The sequence below is a fragment of the Paenibacillus antarcticus genome, assembly GCF_001637225.1.
In the GTDB taxonomy this organism is placed as follows: domain Bacteria; phylum Bacillota; class Bacilli; order Paenibacillales; family Paenibacillaceae; genus Paenibacillus_AQ; species Paenibacillus_AQ antarcticus.
Map to the genome: position 1 here is coordinate 428,650 of NZ_LVJI01000001.1, position 18,858 is coordinate 447,507.

The window sequence follows — 18,858 nt, forward strand, 5'->3', positions numbered from 1 at the left end:
CTCTTAACAAATTGAAAGAAAAAAGTTACGCAGAGAACACTATTGATGGAGTACACCGCACCAAAAGAATGATTTTAAAAAGGCTATAGAGATGGAAATTATCAAAAATGACCCTACTTCCTATGCTGTTGTGCCACGTACACAAAAGACAGTAGAACAACTTGAGAGTGAGAAAAATTGTTGAATACCTCCAGAAAGCGAATTATCTCTGTTCCTGGGAGCGGCCAAAGATTTTGGATTGGCGTACGATTATGTCACATTCATGTTACTTGCTTACACAGGGATGCGCGCTGGAGAGTTATGTGCGCTCAAGTGGTCAGATATAGATTTCGATGAGCGCACAATCAGTATCGCTAAACACTCTACAATCCAACTAATAACACAATGAAGTATTCACTGCTTACACCCAAGACAAAGAGTTCAGTTAGGACGATAGAGATAGACGACGTGTTGTGCGAGGTCTTAAACAACAATCGTGTGGCACAAAAAGAACTTTAAATGCGGTATCGTAAAACTTAACACAATAAAGCTTTTCTAATTGTAAAGACAAGCGAGAATCATGCAGGGTATCTAGAGCAAATAAAGAAACTCGAAATTCGCATGCACAGATTACTAAAGCTAAGTCATTTTAATACGCATCTCACACCTCACTCAGACATACTCACACCTCATTACTTGCTGAAGTTGAAGTTTCAATCGAGGCCATCATCCAAACACTCATACACTAAGCTCAATCCGATTTCCTTTAGAAATCAGCCCTATATACCTAGGTGAATATGATCTGTCCGTAGAGTACGTGGTCAAGTGGTAGTCATGGAATTATTCAGGCGTATGCTTGACGCAATACACGCTAATTTGCGAGATCATTCAGATCCACAGGCTCGCCAGTTCCGCACCCATTAACATTTAATCGATATTCGCTAGGAGAACACCCGGTATGCTTTTTAAATGCACGCGAAAACGAATATAGGTCTGGATATCCAACAGTCAGCGAGATTTCCGAAACCATCAACGATTGGTCGTAGAGAAGCTTTTTCGCCCGGTCCATCCGCAGCCGTTGTACGTACTGTTGAGGTGACATGCCTATTCTTTGAGTAAACGTCAGCGTAAAATGAGAGCGATGTACGCCGATCATTCTAGCTACACGCTCGATACTCAATTGCTCTGTGTAATGAAATTGAAAAAATTCAACTGCCTCGTTAACCCAATTTTCTTTATGTCCATAGTTTAGGTCTCCGCCTCCTCCTACTTCGCATTCAAGCAACACAAACAATTTGAGCAGCATACTGTTCCGGGACAGAACATGCACCTTTCTTTCCCATAAAGAATCCTCAATCTTGTTAAGCATGGACCTCACTGCCAAATCCATATGGTTTCGGCTATATGGCTTCGCTTTGGATAAGCCGCAGCCTGCAAGAAGTAGTGGAGTTTGCGGTCCATTCAGCGTTAGCCATATCATCTTTAACCTTTCAACTGATAAAACATAGTACCTGTACGTCAAATTGGGCATTAAGCAGAATAAATCTCCCTTCTGAAGATCAACCGCTTCTCCCTCATACTCCAATCGAATCCTTCCGCTCACAATAAAATGCAGCCCGTAGTGTTCAATCTGCTTAGGCCCAACCTCATAATTAGGCTTAGCTACATTACGACCGGCTCTTACCAGCCATATGCCTCCCAGTTTTTCAATGGATGTGGGGATATTGTGCCAAGTATCAGAAAACTCGAGTAAATCTTCCTGCATATTCTCCTCCATTGTGGTGACCCAACATTTTGCTAAGTACATTATGTCATTCCTTTTTCATAAAGAACAAGTTAAAATTTTTGAAATGGAAGGAAGTGTCTAACTTTGAAGAGACCTAACATTTTACTAATTACAAGTGATCAGCAGCATTGGAATACGATTGGCGCCTTTCAACCAGAAATTAATACTCCTAACCTCGATCGGCTCGCTCGCGAAGGAACGGCCTTCTCCCGAGCTTATTGCCCGAATCCTACGTGTACGCCATCAAGAGCTTCGATCATAACCGGTATGTATCCTAGCCAGCACGGCGCATGGACACTTGGCACCAAGCTGCTTGAGGATCAACATACGGTTGGTGAGGATTTTAGCCAGGCTGGATATCGGACTGCCCTAGTTGGCAAGGCACATTTTCAACCATTGAAAGGCACCAAAGAATATCCTTCACTTGAAGCTTATCCAACACTACAGGATCTGGAATTTTGGAAAAACTATAACGAATCATTCTATGGTTTTGACCACGTTGAGCTTGCTCGTAACCATACGAACGAGGCTCATGTAGGCCAGCATTATGCAGCTTGGATGGAGGAAAAAGGTTGCTCTAACTGGCGTGATTATTTCTTAGCTCCGACAGGTACGATGGATTGTGCGCAAACTTACAAATGGCCGATCCCTGAAGAATATCACTATAATACGTGGATTGCGGAACGATCTAACGCTTTATTGGAACAATACAAAGAAAACGATGAAAGCTTCTTCCTATGGTCCAGCTTCTTCGATCCTCATCCGGAATATTTAGTTCCAGAACCATGGGACACGATGTATGACCCCGAAGAATTAACCATTCCAACGATAACTCCGGGCGAGCATGAGAAGAACCCGCCACATTTTGGAATGACACAGGAGGATCAACCAGACTTTTCGGGTTTTAATGAAACCGGCTTTGCAATTCACGGGTACCGTTCCCATCATTACTATGAATATGGAACCAAATTAAAATTGACGGATTACGACAAAAAGAAGCTAGTCGCCGTCTACTATGGCATGATCAGCATGATGGATAATTACATCGGTAAAATTATTAATAAGCTGGATGAGCTGGGTTTGGCGGAAAACACTATTGTCGTGTTCACGACGGATCATGGTCATTTTTTCGGGCAGCATGGGTTGCAAGCTAAAGGCGGATTCCATTACGAGGATTTGATTAAGCTGCCGTTCATCGTGCGTTGGCCGGGTCAAGTGCCTGCAGGCCGTAAATCAAGCGCAATCCAATCGCTTGTCGATTTGGCGCCGACCTTCCTTAAACAGTGCGGAATCAAGATACCGATTACGATGACGGGTGTTGACCAATCTGCTGTCTGGCTCGGACAGAAGGAGAGCGCGCGCGATCATGCGATCTGCGAGTTCAGACACGAGCCAACGACGATTCATCAGAAGACTTATGTGAATGAACGTTATAAAATTACTATCTACTACAATCAAACGTATGGGGAAATATTCGATTTGCAAGAAGATCCTGGCGAAATTAACAACCTATGGGATGCTTCCGAGTATGCCCAGCTTAAATCAAAGCTTCTACTGAAATATGCATGGGCCGAGTTGGGCAAGGAGCCATTAGCGATGCCTCGGATTTATGGTGCTTAAAGTGAAACCAGCCTCATCAGTACGATGCAAGAAAAACTGATTAGGTCCGATAAAAACAGTAAAACCAGTCCGCTTTGTACGGACTGGTTTTATGTGTGTGATAATTATGTGGGCAAATAAACTCCAAATCCCCTTACTACTATAATACTAAACGTTTTTCAAATTAAATAGTAGATCCATTCCCTTACTTGGAAACGTAATGCAGGCATCCAAAAATCAACTTCATCCCAACCCTTTTCTTTCAAACCGCTCTAACACCCCATTTGTTAAGACATACTCATACCTCACTACTTGCAGAAGCAGAAGTGAGCTTGGAACAAATGATGGATAGGCTAGGTCACGGTGATGATGAAGTTACAAAGCTAATCTACCTCCATATAACAAAAACCAAAAAGAAAGAGGCTTCTCAAAAGTTTGGTGAACTAATGAGAAACCTCTAAAAAAATATCATCTAAGTTAACAAATCGTTAACAAATTTAATTACGAAACCCCCAAACCCTTGCTACACCAGGGTTTTTTGGCTTTATTACATCATGCCGCCCATTACGTGTACATTATATTGTCGTTTCCCACGAAGTAATCATGTTTCCCGTAAACCCTTGTATATCAAGGGCTTGCGGGATATTTTTGTTCATAGAAATCATTTTGTTTAATTGTGTTTCCCATAAAGAAATGTCGATCCTGTGGGATGAGTGTGGGATGAAGTCGATTTGAGTCGATTACTTCACTTGTTTCAACATTTCTTCCACACTATTTTGGATCACTCTAAATGGTCGTATCCCAGTCGAGTATTTACCCACACCTATGATCCAAATATAAGGGAACACTTTTTTATCTTTGGGTTGCCACGGCTCACGCTGCCACTCACCTGAATTGAAATATAGTTCATACCTGTCAATCTTAGCTTTCATAACTTTATCTGTATAAACGGTTCGCTGGACCTCGACAAAGAACGGTGTGCCTTTCCATATCATAAAAATGTCAGGCTCCATAAACTTAGATCCGTACTTAGGTTCCACTATGAATTCTTTAGGAATAGAGCTCTTACGTACATCCTTGTAAAATTGAGCTATTAATAGGAAGTGATTTATTTTTTGTGAATCCTTTTTCATGTTTAAAGCATATGGAAAGTAAATGTACTTCCTTCGTTCAGTTGAACACTTAATCAGTCCATCCCTACGCATTCTCTTAAGTACGATGTTAGCTTGAGTTATAGGCTGTTTAGTATGCGAAAAGTGTAACTCAGCCACGTCATCACGAGTTAAGCAACGGAAGCGCTCTAGGTCATTCAGAATGATCTTATCCCTCGCATTCATCCGAGCATCCCCATTTCGATTACATCCTCATGATTGTCAAGCTCCTGTGATTCCTCTGTGATGTCTACACGTTCGTCACTATCAATTCCATCCTTAGACCATTTGAAAGGCGCTAACAACTCCCTAGCATGTTCTACACTCAACAAAGGACCTTGAACCTTGGTGAGTCCGTCAAACTTCATATACATTTCGCCCTTATCGCTGTTTTTAATAGTGGCACACTCTCCGCTATCTATTACAATGCGACTGTTGATTTCGTTACTCTGCCGAAACCCGAAGCGTACCGTTAGATTGTTCTTAAGTTTACCGTCCAGAACTTGTGCGTCCGGTCTCTGCATAGATAGAATCGGATACACTCCTAAAGCTCTGCCTATTGTGCTGATTTCCTCAATGACTTCCATGATCGCTGTTTCTTTCTTTAGTAAAGCCACTTCATCGATGGCAAGAACAATGTAAGGCGGTCTAATGGCTTTGGGGAGCTGATTAACATGTTCGACCTCATGGGATTCAAGTACTTTTTCCCTTCTCATAAGTTCCCTTTGAATGTGCATTACCACTCTTAGGATCTCTCCACTTGTGGTTACAACCTCTTTGGCTACCCCTTTGAAAACATGAAACTCTGACTTTTTAAGATCCGCACAATACAACTCCAAATCGTCAACGGTATTGATTAATGTTGTTAGGACTGAACGTAAACATGCTGATTTTCCGCTCCCTGGTTCGCCTGAAATGATTAGTCCGGGATTAGGAACCATATCGTAAAAGACATACCCCCTACGATCCTTCCCAGCGTAAATCGGTAGTTCCATTCCTTTAACGTGTTCCCGAATGGCTTCAAGATCGTAATTATAATGACTAATCGAATTGATGTAAGCCTTCAAAATGAATGTGCGCGAATCGTCATTCATGTGTAACTCCGCAAACTCGCCGAACGTTTGTTTAAATAGCCACGCCTTCCCATGAACTACAGAAGGATCTACACCGACCGGAAGAGTGAACACCGCTTCTCTCCGATCGAAGTATGTTTTGACCCTTTTGATTTTTGGATAACTCCGAAGCTCCTTCTTTTTATATCCGATGATTTTCAAATATATTTCACCTGTTCTAAATAACCCTTCTAGTTTCCTTCTTATGACGTTTTCAGGTAAACCACGATACACCATATATGCAGATGTCGCACTCCCCACAGCCCCCGCAAGAAATGTTGTTGAACTCGTGATCATTCGCTTCCCTCCTTCACTTCGTTCCTTCGCTCCGCTCTAACATTTCTTTAAAACCTTATCAAATCAATACTTTTTGCTTGTATTACATGAGTACTGATACATGATTAGTTAATCATGTAATTAATAGATTGATACATGAGTAAGTGCATATGTCACCAAATGCCGTTTATATGCCAGATCATCCCCGCGTATCGAAACAAATCACGCCAAGCGGACAAACAGATAGCGGCACAAGCTACATGTGTTGCTATCCTTAAACAAATCACGTAACCACCATGTCCCGCATACTCCATGCGTCTTTCGATCACATGTGATGCAACGCCTACAGCAGCAAGCCCGATAAACGGTGTCCAACTTAATACCAACATTTCATTCACCGACCTTTATGAATTCTTCACAAGGTCCACATAGACGGTAACTATGTTCTTCAATGACTGTTAACTCACGATCCATCTCAATAGCTTCTTGGCATCCTTCACATTTACACATCCCGACCATCTCCTTTTGGTTATACAAATCCCATTAAATCGAAATCAGCACTTACATGCTCTATAGGCTCCTGAATTACAGGCACTTCCCCGCGTAACTGATCAATATCCCTTTGGATTAGTCGCTTGATAAAGCCGGATTGGTTAGGTCTACGTTGTACATACTCATAGAACTCTCGCTGATCAGGGTCCAAGATGTTAAAAGCAACCTGGACTATCTTGATTTCTTTAGCCATATAACTTCCTCGCGATCATGTGGAATGCCCGAACGTTAGCAAATTCAGGAGACCCATCGATTAACGTGGCTCCAGTGAAAAATTGTTTAATGTGGGATGAAAGAACCTCAGCTCCACCGCCACAAAGATAAACCGTATCTCCTGCTTTCCAACCGTTCGCCAATGCTCGAATTGCGATCTGTCGGGCGAATGCTGCAGGTTGAGTTGATCTTACTGTCTCCATACCGCTTCCCAACGTGAAGCTGTGCTTGTCGTTGAACTTCCTATCAATGACCGTACCGAAATTAACAGTGCCACTTCCGATGTCGATTACACGAACAACGCCACCGCCAGGAACCAACAACCCAACACTAACTCCTTCAGCAGCCACCTCACACCGTTTAATTATGATGGTCTTTTTCTTTCCGTTTACCGTCATTTCGTGGCGACCTAATAACATTTCCTTAATCACTTTCTTTTCAATTTCCGTATGGCCACTAATTGGTTGCCCGACAACAATACTATGCTCTGTTCCTTCTGCGTACTGGTGTAGCGCAAGCAGGACCCGTAACCTCGCGTCCGGATGTGCTTTCGTCTCTCCTTTCTGACTTTCCACGAATTCACTTTCCAACAACGCTAAGGATCCAGCAAACCCTCGCAAGCCGTTGTATTCAAATTCGATACCTCCATCACTTTTTAAATTACGTTCCCTGTATTCACCGATCGCTGATAAAAATTTGTGAAACGTATTACCGTCATAAAACTCAGTTTCAAAGTTACCCGCATCAATCGCCGCTATCATCTGGCACCCCTCCTAGTTGTATAACCAGTTGCCTAACCAATCTGTTTTGAAGCTCTTAGTTATGTTTCTAGTTCTATATCTATGGGGTACGGCTTGGACGATATAACCCAATGATTGAATAAATTTTCATAGAGTTGTCCACCCTAGAATTAGGGGTGATCTTATGGGAGTGTATCAATTCAAGAAAAGAACTAGATTAGGTAGATGGTTAGATCATAATAATCTCAGTCAAGAGTGGTTAATTAAAACTATTCCGTTAAATAGAAAGACCGTTTACCAGTTGTGCAACGATACAGACCACGAACCAATTGAAACAACTCAAATTAAGATTATTGGTGGATTGCGAAAACGTGGATATGATGTACGAGTTGTAGATTTTTGGCCATGACTTTTCATGGTAACATTTCCCTACTTCTGATAGACTATGTTCAAATAGTTCTATAGAAGGTTGGTGATGTAATTTGAAATCTTGCCCTTATTGTGCTGAAGAAGTAAAAAACGAAGCTATCAAATGTAAACATTGCGGGAGTATGATTGAATCCGTGCACCAACAACAAGAAGCAGCGACAACGGAAACTTATCCAAAGAAAAAAACACTTAACATCAAGTTTATGGTTGTTGGATTAATAGCCGTTATTGTGGTTCTCGGAATTGTGTTTTTCGGCATGCGTGATACATCCGGGCCTTTAGAAATATCACAGGGTTTTGTTATGGATGTGAAAAAAGGGGATTATTCGAGTGCTAAAAAGTCTTTTTCCACTGATGCTAAAAGTACATACACCGATCTTGATTTAAAACGGCTTAAGGAAAAGTTTAGTTCAGGGGTTGCTTATACAGCTCAAAACAATTTAACCATGACAGGAGACAACGCGGTCCAGATTGTTGAGCACACCGGGATTGATGGCAAAACAACAAGGCATATGATTTACTTAGAAAAAGACTTTTGGGGATGGAAAATCATCAGTTTGAATTAGCAAAATAGACCACCGAGGCATAAGCCAAAGTGGTCTTTTGTGTTCCTTATGACTATGCCTCTGCTGCTATAATATCCTCATACTTGATCCACTCATAGTCATCTTCAAAACTCAACTTAACTTGCTTGCGGTATGTGTCAACTCTAGTTACCATTCCAGTGACTTCCCGATTTTCAAAAGCTCCAAAGACATGGATTGCAATAGGTACATGCTCCCTAATTGATTCGGAAAGTGCTTGCTCTACCATCTCCCACTGCTGTTCGTCGAGTGATGGCTTCTTCCTTCTGTGTACCTCTTGTGCTTGCCGTATGGCCGCTTCTTTGTGTTGTGGGATTATAAAGCGAGAAGACTCATAGACCCCATTTCCTTGCAGTTTCTTGCTCACTATTTACCTCCTCCCACTACGATGTCCAATACGTAATATCATTTTGTATCAAAGGCGGCGATGGCGGTGTTACTCCATCTCGATCTTCATCTTCTAATATAACAATCCCACTTAGTTTAGTTTTATCTTCCCAGTATATGTAGCGTTGTTGTTCGAGTTCGGTCAGTGCTGACGTTAAATCCTTTACGCTTCTACCTGTCTTTATTACTATCTCATCCATTGTAGGTATCCGGTATCGCATGACCTTAAAATTGCACATTATTCTCAATAGTTTTCTTTCCAAGTCTCCCATCATACTCCGCATCTCCTATAAGAACATTTGTTTGTATTATAACCAAACATCAGTTCCATAATCAATGTAATTATTATCCTTCGGCATCTAAACAAAAAAAACACCCCACCGACCAATTAAGGTTGATGAGGGTATTTTACCGATGTTTTCGGATTGCATAACGATGCTTCCGTATATGTTAATGCTAATATAATCTATTTGGGACAAGTTGTAAACATAATTATCCGTTTTGCTTTGCTTGTCCAGAAGCTTCACGCACTGTATCAGCTAACCTTCCGATTTCCTTCTTCTCAGCCACCGTTTTTGCAAATCCATGAGCTAGTTTTAGATAAGCGATAATCCCATCTGCATCTGCTTTTTTCATCTCTGGTTCCTCCTTAACTAATTTGCTAAATATCCAATATTGTTTGGCTTCATTTTTGAATACAGTTTCCTTTGCGGTGACTTTTCCATCATTACGTATACCCTGATTAATCAACCCATCTGAGCCGTATTTCGTGTTGTCGTGGTTTGGATCGTAAACATCAATCCACGCTATCCCTTTTTCTGTATTGATCCCTACAAGTAGAACGTAGTGACCGCCGCCTGTGAAGTGACCTTTACCCATAGATGCAATAACTAATTTTCCAGCACCTAAGGCTTCCTTCACCTCTGCAAGGCTCCCTGTTTGCTTACAAATCAGACCGTATTGTTTGGCGATGCTTCCGAAATAGCCCCACGATGTACCGTTGTCAGGTGTTCGAAACCCCTTAGCGATCGCGTATGTTGCTGCTGTTGTCGGCAACACCGTGTTACCTGACAATGTGCTGATAGCCATAGCTGCACTCGTTGGACCACAAGCGGATGTTCCAATGGTCTGTGTTTTATCATTCCTAATCGAATACAGCACATTTTTCCAACGAGCATCTTCTTGACTGTAATATACTAGTTTACTCATTAGTACCACCCTTCCGCTTAAATATCGCTATGATTTCCCTAATCCAGTTAGGTAATGGCAATCCAAGTCGCCCGTAGTTTTCCGTGACCGATATAAGTTCGTTAGCAAGATAAAAATATATGGATCCTATCATGATCACATCGGTCCCCATCAATACGTCTAGCCTGTGTGCCAGGATAACGACAAGAAGCATCAGTCCCTTCCTAGCCAATCCCCAAAATCCAACTTTACTGCTAAGCCCATTACCTTCCTTAATCGATGCAGCGAGACCTGTGACATAATCGATCACGATCGCAAGAAGGAAAACTGAAATTAATTCTGACCATCCACCTAAAAGATAAGTCCCTACCGATCCTAAAAGAGCTATGCCCCACTTCAATACCAAATCTAATCTTTCCACGTTACCTATCCCCTTTTTAATTAAAATAGCCCCCATATAGTTATGAGGGCAAAATAAAAACACCTTCTAGGGTGCTGTTGATGTTGCGTATAATCGTCCGTAAGCGAACTATCCTATTAAATCAGCTCGCCCCTGTCCGGTAAGGTAGCTATCAATTCCTATTTTCAAATCAGGACGTTTCGTTATTGCTACTGTGTAATCCGTTTTTCCATCTATGATGCTCTGTGCAACTAATTTAGCCATTAAATAACCCCCCCGTTTAGAATTATATCCAATACTGCCTCTTCAACCATCGCGATTTTATCCTTGAGAATTAGGTTGTCCATTAAAATAGATTGGATAAATGGCGTTTGTCTTACCGCGGAATAATGTGAGTATACACCATAGTCATCAAAACTTAGCACAATATAAAAATTGATTTCATCCCCTTCAACAAAATCAATATCTTCGGGTAACTCTACTACGGAAAGACCCTCGTTTGTGATTGTTATTGGTTCTCGTTTAATTTCCAATACCTCTCGATTTTTATTAATTAATGCATATTTCAAATCAATCACTCCTACTTATTATTTTGATAAAGAATAATCTCGGCGACATCTACGTAAGTGTTTGAGTTGACGTTTCCACAGACAGCCTCAGCCTTTATATAAAACATACCACTTAAAGCAGAGACGTTAAATTGATATGTTCTATATTCTTCTGTTACTGTAGGGGTACTGGTAGTAGTTATCGCTGTGTAACTGGTGTTTCTGTCATCCTTACCAATGGTAGCGCCAAACCAAACTCTAGCCCCCGCGTCTCCTGCTGTTCTATATGCAGCGGCTCTCACTGATATCACGTCTACATTTGTTAGATTAATACTTACATCCGTCGCGAAAGAACTAAAACCAACCCCCTGAGCAATAAGGCGTACATACGCCGCTTTAGTGAAATAAGAATTTCCGACACTTCCCACAGACTGTACTATTGGTGTGAAGTCAATTGTTCCGAAAGCAGGATGAAGACTGCCAACTGTGCTACTCCCCGGCAACATGAGGATTAAAGGCTTTTCTATCCCACTAAGTAGTGCCCCCGCGACCCCATCAATAGTGACCCCATTTCGGATATTACTGGGTATAAGCGCTGATAAATCAAGACCCCCTTGTACTACCCCGGAATCCGTACCTAATGTCTTTTCTTTTCTTACATCATTAGCAGATGCCGTACCATATTCACCTCCTTCACCCAATAACTGAAAAGACGTTCCATCCCAAAATAAGGTATACACTCCTATTTTTAAGGTCGCGCTTGTTCCCCCTACTTTTTGGATGGATTTGGCTGCACCGCTAGCGATTGAAGAAACCTTGAGTGTTGCCGCCCCCGTAGAAGCCGCATTGATTTTTGTGGTGAATTTCTGATTTGTAGCTATGACTTCCGCGGTGGTTATACTATAAACATTACCAGCATTTGTAGTTGTTCCTAAATGTGGTATGTGTTTCGCATTATCCGCTTTATGCGCATTAAAGGCTGTTGCCGTAACAAATCCTTGACTCTCCAAAGATGCCATAAACAAATCCCACTGTTGTTGAAATGTGGTTGTATCAACTTGGATCAATGAGTTTACCAACCCACATACAGCACTGTTCATGCGCTCATCTGTTATTTTTGCTTGAGTGACGATAATTGAGTTGGCCACTACTCGTACTTGCGCTAAGCTTAAATCGTAAATATCACCCGACCGCACCAATGCTGGCGGTACAGGGTTGGCATTCGGCACACCTTGCAATACTATTGCTTTAATAGACCTAACAGGTGTGCTTGTGTCTAATCTCAGTACAATTCTATCTATCCTATCCAGTGTTGTAGCTGGTGTTACAGGTAATGCTATGGCCTCATCGTAAACGCTGTATGCATACCCTTTAATCCAAGCGGCTCCAGGGGATATGCTGACGTATGAATTTGTTCCTGTTGCGGTCACCTGTAGGTATTGCCCACCGTTGAAAACACCATTTGTTAACATTCGTGCAAAGTATTCCGCAAACTCTCGGGCGGCATATTCCCGCGGATCGTCAATGGTTGAGTCAAACATTCCTGATTTTTGTGGCACTATCAATCACTCCTTTTTACGTTGCTTCGTAATTGTTTAATAAACTCAGTTATCGTTGGGATCTCATTACCAAGAACAATTTCTAATGTGGATGAGGGCTCATAAACTTCTGTTACCTCTGTGATGCGGCTATCCATCGTAACTCCCCACTTTTTATTTTGGAGTGTAACGATGTCTCCTAGGTCCCAATCTTGTTCATAGATAAAACTTCCAGTGTCGAGGACCTTACCGTTATAGGTCACAATCTGTTTTTGTTCAGCAAGTTTTTGTTTGCCTAGATAATCCAATTCAATTGCATCAACAGCGGATGAGCAATCAAGAAATGTTTCTCTGCGATTAAGCCCCGAACCATTACCTACTATTTGGATGAATCTATCTTCGTCCTCCCCTTTACCCCCTGCATAGCCCACATTCTTATATTGTAGATCAGAGTCCAAATAATCTTGAGACTGGATGTTATCAAATTCATGACTGAATATAACAGGTGGTAAAAGTGATTGCCCTGCGGTTAGATTCCTACCTGTTACCACATCAAAAACCCATTTCTTAGTTAAGAAATCCAACGCCACTTGCCAACCAATATCACAAAACTCAGCTATCTCCTGCTCAACTTTGTCCAATTGTTCAAACCGAGATTGCCACGGCGTGACTTTTCCACGCCCTTTATTTGTGGCAACAGCAAAAAAAGGAATGTTGCGATCTGCATACACTCCGTTTACGATGTGGTTATTAACGTAATGCTTCATTACTGTTTCTGCGTTACCTGATATACGGTCATAGCTATCAGTGACGGTTAAACGTCTGTCAAACACACCTCCAAGCGTAGGACCTTTGATGATGAGTGTTTCAATGCCGTTATCCTCTATGATTTGCCTACTCATGATTAAACCTGACTTGTGCGGTTGATTATTTACGACAATGACGCGTTCTTTTATCAATTGATCCACGCTTTGTTTTCCTAATGCAATGTGCATTTCGAATTCTCCAGGACGGTAAAACCTTCGCTTTAACTGCAAGCTTTCACAGTTGTCTATTTCACCATGTAAATTAAAATTCGTGTCTAATATTCGAACTGATGGAGCTCCCAATTTATCACCCTCCTAAGAACCGATTACTCCAAGACATAGTTACAGTGGCTGGTAATTGGTCTGAGTCTTGACTACTTCCATAACGTAGGATGTTTTCGCCTATTTTGAGTTGAAAAAATGTACTGCCTAAATCGATCCAGTGGAATACATTTTTTTTAGACCCATCGGCGTTTAATATTTCTACTCGTTTGTTTCCGCGTTCTGTAGTTATAAACAAAGTGTCAGTAGCTAACAATTCACAATTAACTTTTATGAATTCTCCTGTCGTCTCGTTAGTTACAATAGGGTTTGTTGCTGGGCCTTTATAGCGGATCTCTACAGGCGTTTCAACGTCTCCTGTGTTATGAAATACACCCCGATAAGACGCAAGGGCAAATCGCGTTGGAAGGCGTAAAGGAAAAGTTAACCCTCCTACCTCAGCACGCAATGCCTTGGTTGCTGTTTCAATATCCCTCCAATATGGATCATTGGCGATAAAGTTGATTACAAACAGATTAGCGTGAACAAAACGTTCCCCGAATACAGGACCTTCAAGAGCTATCGCGTCTATTGCATAGCTCCTGAATGAATTTTCATACACCAGTTTTCCAGGACCAAGTTTAGGGTTAAGGATCCGAGTGAGCTCACGGCGACGTTCATAAAGTTCCTGTTGGCTAATTGAATTAATAAATCCTTGGATTGGGATATCACGGTCATCCAATTGCGCTCCCGCAAAACTGCTACCATCCTGATATGGTGATTTGGTACTCTTTATTTCTGTGGAAACATTCGCCGTTCCGTCTATTTTTTGCAACACAAAAGGCCCGAAGGAGTCGAACACAACCGATTCGCCTCGAGTGTTTGTAAATGTGGCTATTTGCAATTCGACACCTCCTAGAATCCTGCTAACTTTTGTGCTGCTTTTACGCCAGCCTTGGCAACTGCACTTGGTGATGTAACTGGTGTATTAATGGTGATGTTGACGGATGTTTTACTTGCACCACTTGTTGATCCTCCACTAGATGAAGCAGATGTAGCTGCTGTTGCTGATGCTGCCAGTGCCATGGTCTGTAGTACCGCTGATCTAGCTGAATCAATCTGAGAGATCAATCCGGCAATCATAGATGACATTTCATCTACCTTCGGTTTAAAGCCTGCAACCATCTTTTCTCCTAGAGTTTGTCCGGCGGCTTGGTACCCATCACCGAACTTCTCAAGCAACTTCAATATTTCTTCTTGCTGATTCTGTATGATCATTTTTTCTGCCTCGGCTTGTAACGCCTTGGCTTCTAAGAGAGCCGCATAGTGCAATTGGGAATCTAATAATTGTTGATCAAGTGAAGCCTTCTGACTTGCGTAGATGGCGTTAATGTTTAACTGCTGCGCTTCATACTCTTCTGCCATAATCTCTTTCTTGATCACTAACTGATCCTTTATGGCTTGCGTTTCTTCAGAGAGTTTATCTTTTAAAACCTGTTGTTCTTCTTTGAGTGCGTCCTTTTTATCTGCTAGTTCCTCTTGTCTATGTCGCTCGTTTTGCTCGGCAATAACGGTATTCAATTGTTTTTCAAGTTGAGCGCGGTTGAAGTCATCTGGTTCGTATTCAATCTTTGCTTTCAGGCGATCTATCTTCTTCTTGTCGTCTGCATCTAGTTCTTCTCGGCTCTTCTGTTTCTCCGTCTGGTCCATTGCGTCCAGTTGCTTTTGGATTGCTTCCATCTGAGCATTGTAAACGGAATTGATTGCCTTGATTTCAGCATCAGCCGCTTCTTGTGCCGCTTTAGTACGGGCGTCGTAAACGGTTTTAATGCTGTCTAACTGGCTTCTCTTCCATTCCTCATTGGCACTCTGTGAAGCTTTTATACTTTCCTCTGCCGCCGCTTTCTCTGCCTGATATTTAGCCTTCAAAGCATCCTGAATGCCTTTGGATAGGTCGTTAATCGAATCGATCTGTGACTTTCTAACTTCTTCGGCATAGTCCCTTTGTAGCTGCATACGTTCGTTGGTCTGTTGTCTGATCTCTTCGGTGGTTTCTCTTTCAATAACCTTTTTTTCAGCTGCTGTATATTTGGTGTCCGCAAGGACTTTTTGAAGGTAATTCTTGTTAATATAAATCTGTTCGTTGTAAAGTTTGTCCTTTAACTTAAAAGCTTCTTCATCAGATAACTTCTCACGCACCACACGATCCTCGTATGCGGCTTGCAACTGTTGACTGGTGTATTTAACAACATCAATACGAAACTGTTTCTCAGCTTCAATCACACGTTTCTGTGCTTCATAGATTTTATCGTCCATGTCGGCACGTTCATCAGCCGAATTCGCATAAAGCTTTTTAATCCGTTGTAGACGAGCGACTTCTTCAACTTCCGTAAGCTTGCCAGCTTCTTTGGATCGTTCATAATCCTTCAAAGCTTTTTCAAGTGATGCGTCGCCTAAAGCTTTTTTAACGCTGTATATCTTTTCTTCGATGGCCATCTTTTCTTCTGCTGTTTTAACATACTTAGATTTGATTGTTTCTAATGATTTTAATTCCTGTTCATCTGTGAGTTGATCAAGTGCTCTGAGGTGTTCGAGTTGCTTGTAGGCTTCATCAAGAGCTTTGTTTTGATATGCTGCCGCTTTTGGTGTTTTTGTCTTTGGCTTTGTTCCTGTATCTATTTTTACAGGCGCTACATTGACCGTAGGTATTACTATGTCTCCTGGCTTCATGCTGGCGAGAGCTTGTAAGCTTGCAGCCTCCCCGCGTAGGCGAGTGAGTTCGTCGTTCATTCGCCTTACAGCTACTTCAGCAAGCCCACCCGCACCTGTGATAGTCGCGATAGCTATTGCAATTTTTATAGCCGCTTCTTGTTTAACGATAGCCGTATTTTTTTCCTGCACAGCAGCCGTTGCTTTGGCTTGGATACTTGCCCATTCAACCGCAAGTTCTTGTTGCTTGATCAGCACTAATCCTTTTACTGCTTCAATGTTAATACCTGTTGCCGTAGCAAACTGTGGGAACTGATTTAGTAATTCTTTCTGAGCGGCGGTCCAATCGTTTGAACCTTTTTTAGCAGATCCATATGTTTTTATTAGGTTCCCAATGCCGTTGAGTTCTTGATTTCGGATAGCAATTGTTTTAGCTTTATCATTTAATTCGGATGTCGTCTCTTTATTTGCATCTTTAATGGCTTTGGTGTAAATAGCAGTTGCGTCTTTGAGTTCTTTCATGGACTTTGTTGTTAACTTGCCGGAATCATCAACGAACTCTAGCGTAACCCCGAATTCATTAGCTGTTTTTTCTAAATCCTCTAGCTTAACGTCTAATTGATCAGCCGCACCGTATAGAGCACCCATGTTGTTCCCCATTTTAGCCCCATCAGAAGCGGAAGCAACATCAATAAGTTTCTGATACGTTTCAGTTAACTCTTTAATTTTGTCTATCTTTTCTTGTGCGGCTTCTACTTCACTGCGAGATATTCCATTTTCTTGTACTTCCTGTAAATCCAACTGCGCTTGGGCTAAGTCCTCTGCGGCTTGCTTCGACTCTTCCATACTGTGCTGTATCGCAAAGAATGCCGCAGTTACAGCGATTGCGCCTGTGATAATTAAGCCGAACGGTGTTGTCGTCAGCCATATCGCCGCAACAGCAAGGCCTTTAATAACAGGTATGAGCGCCGCAAAGCTAGTGATTAGTTTTCCTGTGACAATTAACAAAGGACCGGCTGCCGCCGCCACTGCAAGCATTGTAAGCACAGTCTTTTGCATTTCAGGATCAAGAGCCGCGAACCATTCAGCACCTTCCTCGACTGATTTTAACATTGGTTCTAAAGCATCAAGAGCAGACATTAATGCAGGTACAAGAGCGTCACCCAATGTTATAGCTGCATCTGTTATTCGATTGCCTAGTATCTTGAGTTGTGACGCTGTTGTTTCGTATCTAGTAGTCGCTTCTTTAGTGAGTGCTGTGTTGTCTTCCCATGCCTTTGAACCGAGTTCTAAGCTAGTTCTAAACAAATCCCCCGCACCAGAAGCACGAAGCAAGGCGTCACGCACACGAATTTCAGATAAGCCCAATGCATCAAGGACTCCAAAGGTATTTTCTCCCGCCTTGGACATTCGACCTAAGCCCTCAATAAATGAGGTCAATGCGCCCGCCGCGTCCTTCTGGAATAACTCTTTAAATTGTTTTGCAGACATGCCAGCTACTGCGGCGAAGTTGTTTAAGTCCTTACCGCCATTCACCGCCGCCTGTGCCATATCTATCATAACCCGCGAGAATGACGACCCACCTGATTCAGCTTCGATACCCACAGAAGACAATGCCCCTGCAAACGAAAGTATCTCAGCTTCTGTCAATCCGACCTGTTTACCCGCCCCTGCAAGCCTTAAAGCCATTTCGGTAATTTCAGCTTCAGTTGTGGCAAGGTTGTTACCGAGCGCTACAATTGTGGACCCAAGCTTATCAAATTCACTTTGCGGCATCTGAGTGATGTTGGCTAATCGAGCTAGTGACGTAGCCGCCTGATCAGCGCTCATATTAGTTGCAACGCCTAGGTCTACCATAGTGCGAGTAAAGCCCATGATGGCTTCGTTTTTGACACCCAATTGACCAGCCGCCGCGCCTACTTCTGCGATTGCCGTTGCACTTGCTGGCATTTGTTTGGACATGTCACGAATACTTGTTTCAAACTGTTTGAATTCTTTTTCCGTTGCATCTACCGTCTTTCTAAAGGATGCCATGGAAGTTTCAAAGTCTATACTGGATTTAACTGATGCAGTACCCGCTGCAACTAAGGGAACTGTCACCCCGAGAGCCAAGCTTTGCCCCGCCGAGGACATTTTCTGACCTGCTGATTCCATTTTCTTGGCAGCCGCATCTAATGCAGTTGAAGCTTTTTGCCATGCTGTCGTTTGTTTGTCTACCTCGACGGTAGTACTTTTCAGTTTGGTGTCCATCTTGCCTAGCTCTGCGGTAGTCTTCTTTAACTCGGTATCCATCTTGTTGTACTGAGCAACTGCCTTGTTCAGCTTGGTTTCAAGGTTTTGGGTCTCTCTTGCATCCTTACCCTTTGCTGTGGCGGCTTCTTCATGCTGTTTTTTAAGACTTAGGATCACCTTCGCTTGGATATCCATCTGTTTATTTAGTCCGTCTGTCTTTGTCTTAAGAACATCTTGAGAGCTTGCATGATCTCCTAACTTAGAAGATGCCGCCTGAAACTCCGATTGTACGACTCTCATCTGCCGCCCGAGTTTAGCCATCGATTGTTCTACGCCCGAATCATCAATCGATAGTTTGGTGACCAGAT

Annotated in this window: 19 protein-coding genes and 1 pseudogene; 4 read left to right on the forward strand and 16 right to left on the reverse strand. The window is 42.3% G+C overall.

The features are described from left to right. Positions 1–214 precede the first annotated feature (214 nt). A complete protein-coding gene (locus PBAT_RS26345) occupies positions 215–388 on the forward strand; it encodes a tyrosine-type recombinase/integrase (RefSeq protein WP_420848720.1) in 174 nt (57 codons plus the stop codon). Positions 389–850: 462 nt separating this feature from the next. On the opposite strand, the gene PBAT_RS02065 is transcribed toward PBAT_RS26345, so the two are convergent. Beyond that, entirely contained in the window at positions 851–1,786 is a 936-nt protein-coding gene (locus PBAT_RS02065) for an AraC family transcriptional regulator (RefSeq protein WP_084402757.1), read from the reverse strand. Positions 1,787–1,849: 63 nt separating this feature from the next. Here PBAT_RS02065 and PBAT_RS02070 point away from each other — a divergent pair, with 63 nt between their 5' ends. Together PBAT_RS02070 and PBAT_RS25855 are read left to right on the forward strand one after the other, a co-directional pair. Beyond that, positions 1,850–3,385 carry a sulfatase family protein gene (locus tag PBAT_RS02070; protein WP_068646069.1) on the forward strand — a complete coding sequence of 512 codons (1,536 nt, stop codon included), beginning with the start codon at positions 1,850–1,852 and terminating at the stop codon, positions 3,383–3,385. Between the two features lie 248 nt (positions 3,386–3,633). Further along, positions 3,634–3,825, forward strand: a pseudogene (locus PBAT_RS25855) (tyrosine-type recombinase/integrase); the annotation flags it as partial. A gap of 279 nt (positions 3,826–4,104) precedes the next feature. Here the strand turns inward: PBAT_RS25855 and PBAT_RS02080 are convergent. From PBAT_RS02080 to PBAT_RS02095, 5 genes are all read right to left on the reverse strand, one after another. Further along, positions 4,105–4,497: a replication-relaxation family protein gene (locus PBAT_RS02080; protein ID WP_248912396.1), complete on the reverse strand. Its 393-nt coding sequence runs from the start codon at positions 4,495–4,497 to the stop codon at positions 4,105–4,107. Positions 4,498–4,697: 200 nt separating this feature from the next. Further along, positions 4,698–5,924 carry an FtsK/SpoIIIE domain-containing protein gene (locus PBAT_RS02085; protein WP_068646072.1) on the reverse strand — a complete coding sequence of 409 codons (1,227 nt, stop codon included), beginning with the start codon at positions 5,922–5,924 and terminating at the stop codon, positions 4,698–4,700. A 152-nt stretch (positions 5,925–6,076) separates the two neighbouring features. After that, positions 6,077–6,292, reverse strand: coding sequence for a hypothetical protein (locus PBAT_RS25095; protein WP_149466400.1), 216 nt, complete (start codon positions 6,290–6,292; stop codon positions 6,077–6,079). Positions 6,293–6,432: 140 nt separating this feature from the next. Further along, on the reverse strand, positions 6,433–6,648 hold the full coding sequence (locus PBAT_RS02090; RefSeq protein WP_068646073.1) for a hypothetical protein: 216 nt from the start codon (positions 6,646–6,648) through the stop codon (positions 6,433–6,435). After that, the gene (locus tag PBAT_RS02095; RefSeq protein ID WP_068646074.1) at positions 6,641–7,429 is read right to left on the reverse strand and encodes a ParM/StbA family protein; all 789 of its coding nucleotides are present in this window, start codon (positions 7,427–7,429) and stop codon (positions 6,641–6,643) included. The genes PBAT_RS02090 and PBAT_RS02095 overlap by 8 nt, the downstream gene beginning before the upstream one ends. Before the next feature lie 542 nt (positions 7,430–7,971). Between PBAT_RS02095 and PBAT_RS02105 the strand changes: the two genes are divergently transcribed. Further along, positions 7,972–8,403 (forward strand): nuclear transport factor 2 family protein, encoded by a 432-nt coding sequence (locus PBAT_RS02105; protein ID WP_149466401.1) that lies wholly within the window; start codon positions 7,972–7,974, stop codon positions 8,401–8,403. A 52-nt stretch (positions 8,404–8,455) separates the two neighbouring features. On the opposite strand, the gene PBAT_RS02110 is transcribed toward PBAT_RS02105, so the two are convergent. The 10 genes from PBAT_RS02110 to PBAT_RS02150 form a co-directional block, all read right to left on the reverse strand. After that, entirely contained in the window at positions 8,456–8,788 is a 333-nt protein-coding gene (locus tag PBAT_RS02110; RefSeq protein ID WP_068646077.1) for a YolD-like family protein, read from the reverse strand. Between the two features lie 16 nt (positions 8,789–8,804). Continuing rightward, positions 8,805–9,047, reverse strand: a complete 243-nt coding sequence (locus PBAT_RS02115; RefSeq protein ID WP_169810074.1) for a hypothetical protein — start codon at positions 9,045–9,047, stop codon at positions 8,805–8,807. A gap of 253 nt (positions 9,048–9,300) precedes the next feature. After that, the gene (locus tag PBAT_RS02120; protein WP_068646079.1) at positions 9,301–10,017 is read right to left on the reverse strand and encodes a C39 family peptidase; all 717 of its coding nucleotides are present in this window, start codon (positions 10,015–10,017) and stop codon (positions 9,301–9,303) included. Next, positions 10,010–10,417: a phage holin family protein gene (locus PBAT_RS02125; protein WP_246168304.1), complete on the reverse strand. Its 408-nt coding sequence runs from the start codon at positions 10,415–10,417 to the stop codon at positions 10,010–10,012. Before PBAT_RS02125 ends, PBAT_RS02120 begins: the two co-directional genes overlap by 8 nt. Positions 10,418–10,525: 108 nt before the next feature. Then, positions 10,526–10,660, reverse strand: a complete 135-nt coding sequence (locus tag PBAT_RS26165) for a hypothetical protein (protein WP_276326513.1) — start codon at positions 10,658–10,660, stop codon at positions 10,526–10,528. Beyond that, positions 10,660–10,965 carry a hypothetical protein gene (locus PBAT_RS02130; RefSeq protein WP_068646080.1) on the reverse strand — a complete coding sequence of 102 codons (306 nt, stop codon included), beginning with the start codon at positions 10,963–10,965 and terminating at the stop codon, positions 10,660–10,662. The genes PBAT_RS26165 and PBAT_RS02130 overlap by 1 nt, the downstream gene beginning before the upstream one ends. An 11-nt stretch (positions 10,966–10,976) precedes the next feature. After that, positions 10,977–12,503 (reverse strand): hypothetical protein, encoded by a 1,527-nt coding sequence (locus tag PBAT_RS02135; protein WP_068646081.1) that lies wholly within the window; start codon positions 12,501–12,503, stop codon positions 10,977–10,979. A gap of 2 nt (positions 12,504–12,505) precedes the next feature. Further along, positions 12,506–13,591, reverse strand: a complete 1,086-nt coding sequence (locus tag PBAT_RS02140) for a siphovirus ReqiPepy6 Gp37-like family protein (RefSeq protein WP_068646082.1) — start codon at positions 13,589–13,591, stop codon at positions 12,506–12,508. Positions 13,592–13,595: 4 nt separating this feature from the next. Continuing rightward, positions 13,596–14,453, reverse strand: a complete 858-nt coding sequence (locus tag PBAT_RS02145) for a phage tail family protein (protein ID WP_068646083.1) — start codon at positions 14,451–14,453, stop codon at positions 13,596–13,598. 11 nt (positions 14,454–14,464) lie between these two features. After that, complete coding sequence (locus tag PBAT_RS02150) at positions 14,465–18,790, reverse strand: phage tail tape measure protein (RefSeq protein WP_211267812.1); 4,326 nt, start codon at positions 18,788–18,790, stop codon at positions 14,465–14,467. Positions 18,791–18,858: the final 68 nt, after the last annotated feature.

Excerpts from the sequence above, each read along its gene's own strand:
- PBAT_RS02115 (WP_169810074.1), bottom strand. The coding sequence starts at position 9,047 with ATGTGCAATTTTAAGGTCATGCGATACCGGATACCTACAATGGATGAG.
- PBAT_RS02065 (WP_084402757.1), bottom strand. The coding sequence starts at position 1,786 with ATGTACTTAGCAAAATGTTGGGTCACCACAATGGAGGAGAATATGCAG.
- PBAT_RS02150 (WP_211267812.1), bottom strand. The coding sequence starts at position 18,790 with ATGAGAGTCGTACAATCGGAGTTTCAGGCGGCATCTTCTAAGTTAGGA.
- PBAT_RS02085 (WP_068646072.1), bottom strand. The coding sequence starts at position 5,924 with ATGATCACGAGTTCAACAACATTTCTTGCGGGGGCTGTGGGGAGTGCG.
- PBAT_RS02090 (WP_068646073.1), bottom strand. The coding sequence starts at position 6,648 with ATGGCTAAAGAAATCAAGATAGTCCAGGTTGCTTTTAACATCTTGGAC.
- PBAT_RS25095 (WP_149466400.1), bottom strand. The coding sequence starts at position 6,292 with ATGTTGGTATTAAGTTGGACACCGTTTATCGGGCTTGCTGCTGTAGGC.
- PBAT_RS02095 (WP_068646074.1), bottom strand. The coding sequence starts at position 7,429 with ATGATAGCGGCGATTGATGCGGGTAACTTTGAAACTGAGTTTTATGAC.
- PBAT_RS02120 (WP_068646079.1), bottom strand. The coding sequence starts at position 10,017 with ATGAGTAAACTAGTATATTACAGTCAAGAAGATGCTCGTTGGAAAAAT.
- PBAT_RS26165 (WP_276326513.1), bottom strand. The coding sequence starts at position 10,660 with ATGGCTAAATTAGTTGCACAGAGCATCATAGATGGAAAAACGGATTAC.
- PBAT_RS02080 (WP_248912396.1), bottom strand. The coding sequence starts at position 4,497 with ATGAAAAAGGATTCACAAAAAATAAATCACTTCCTATTAATAGCTCAA.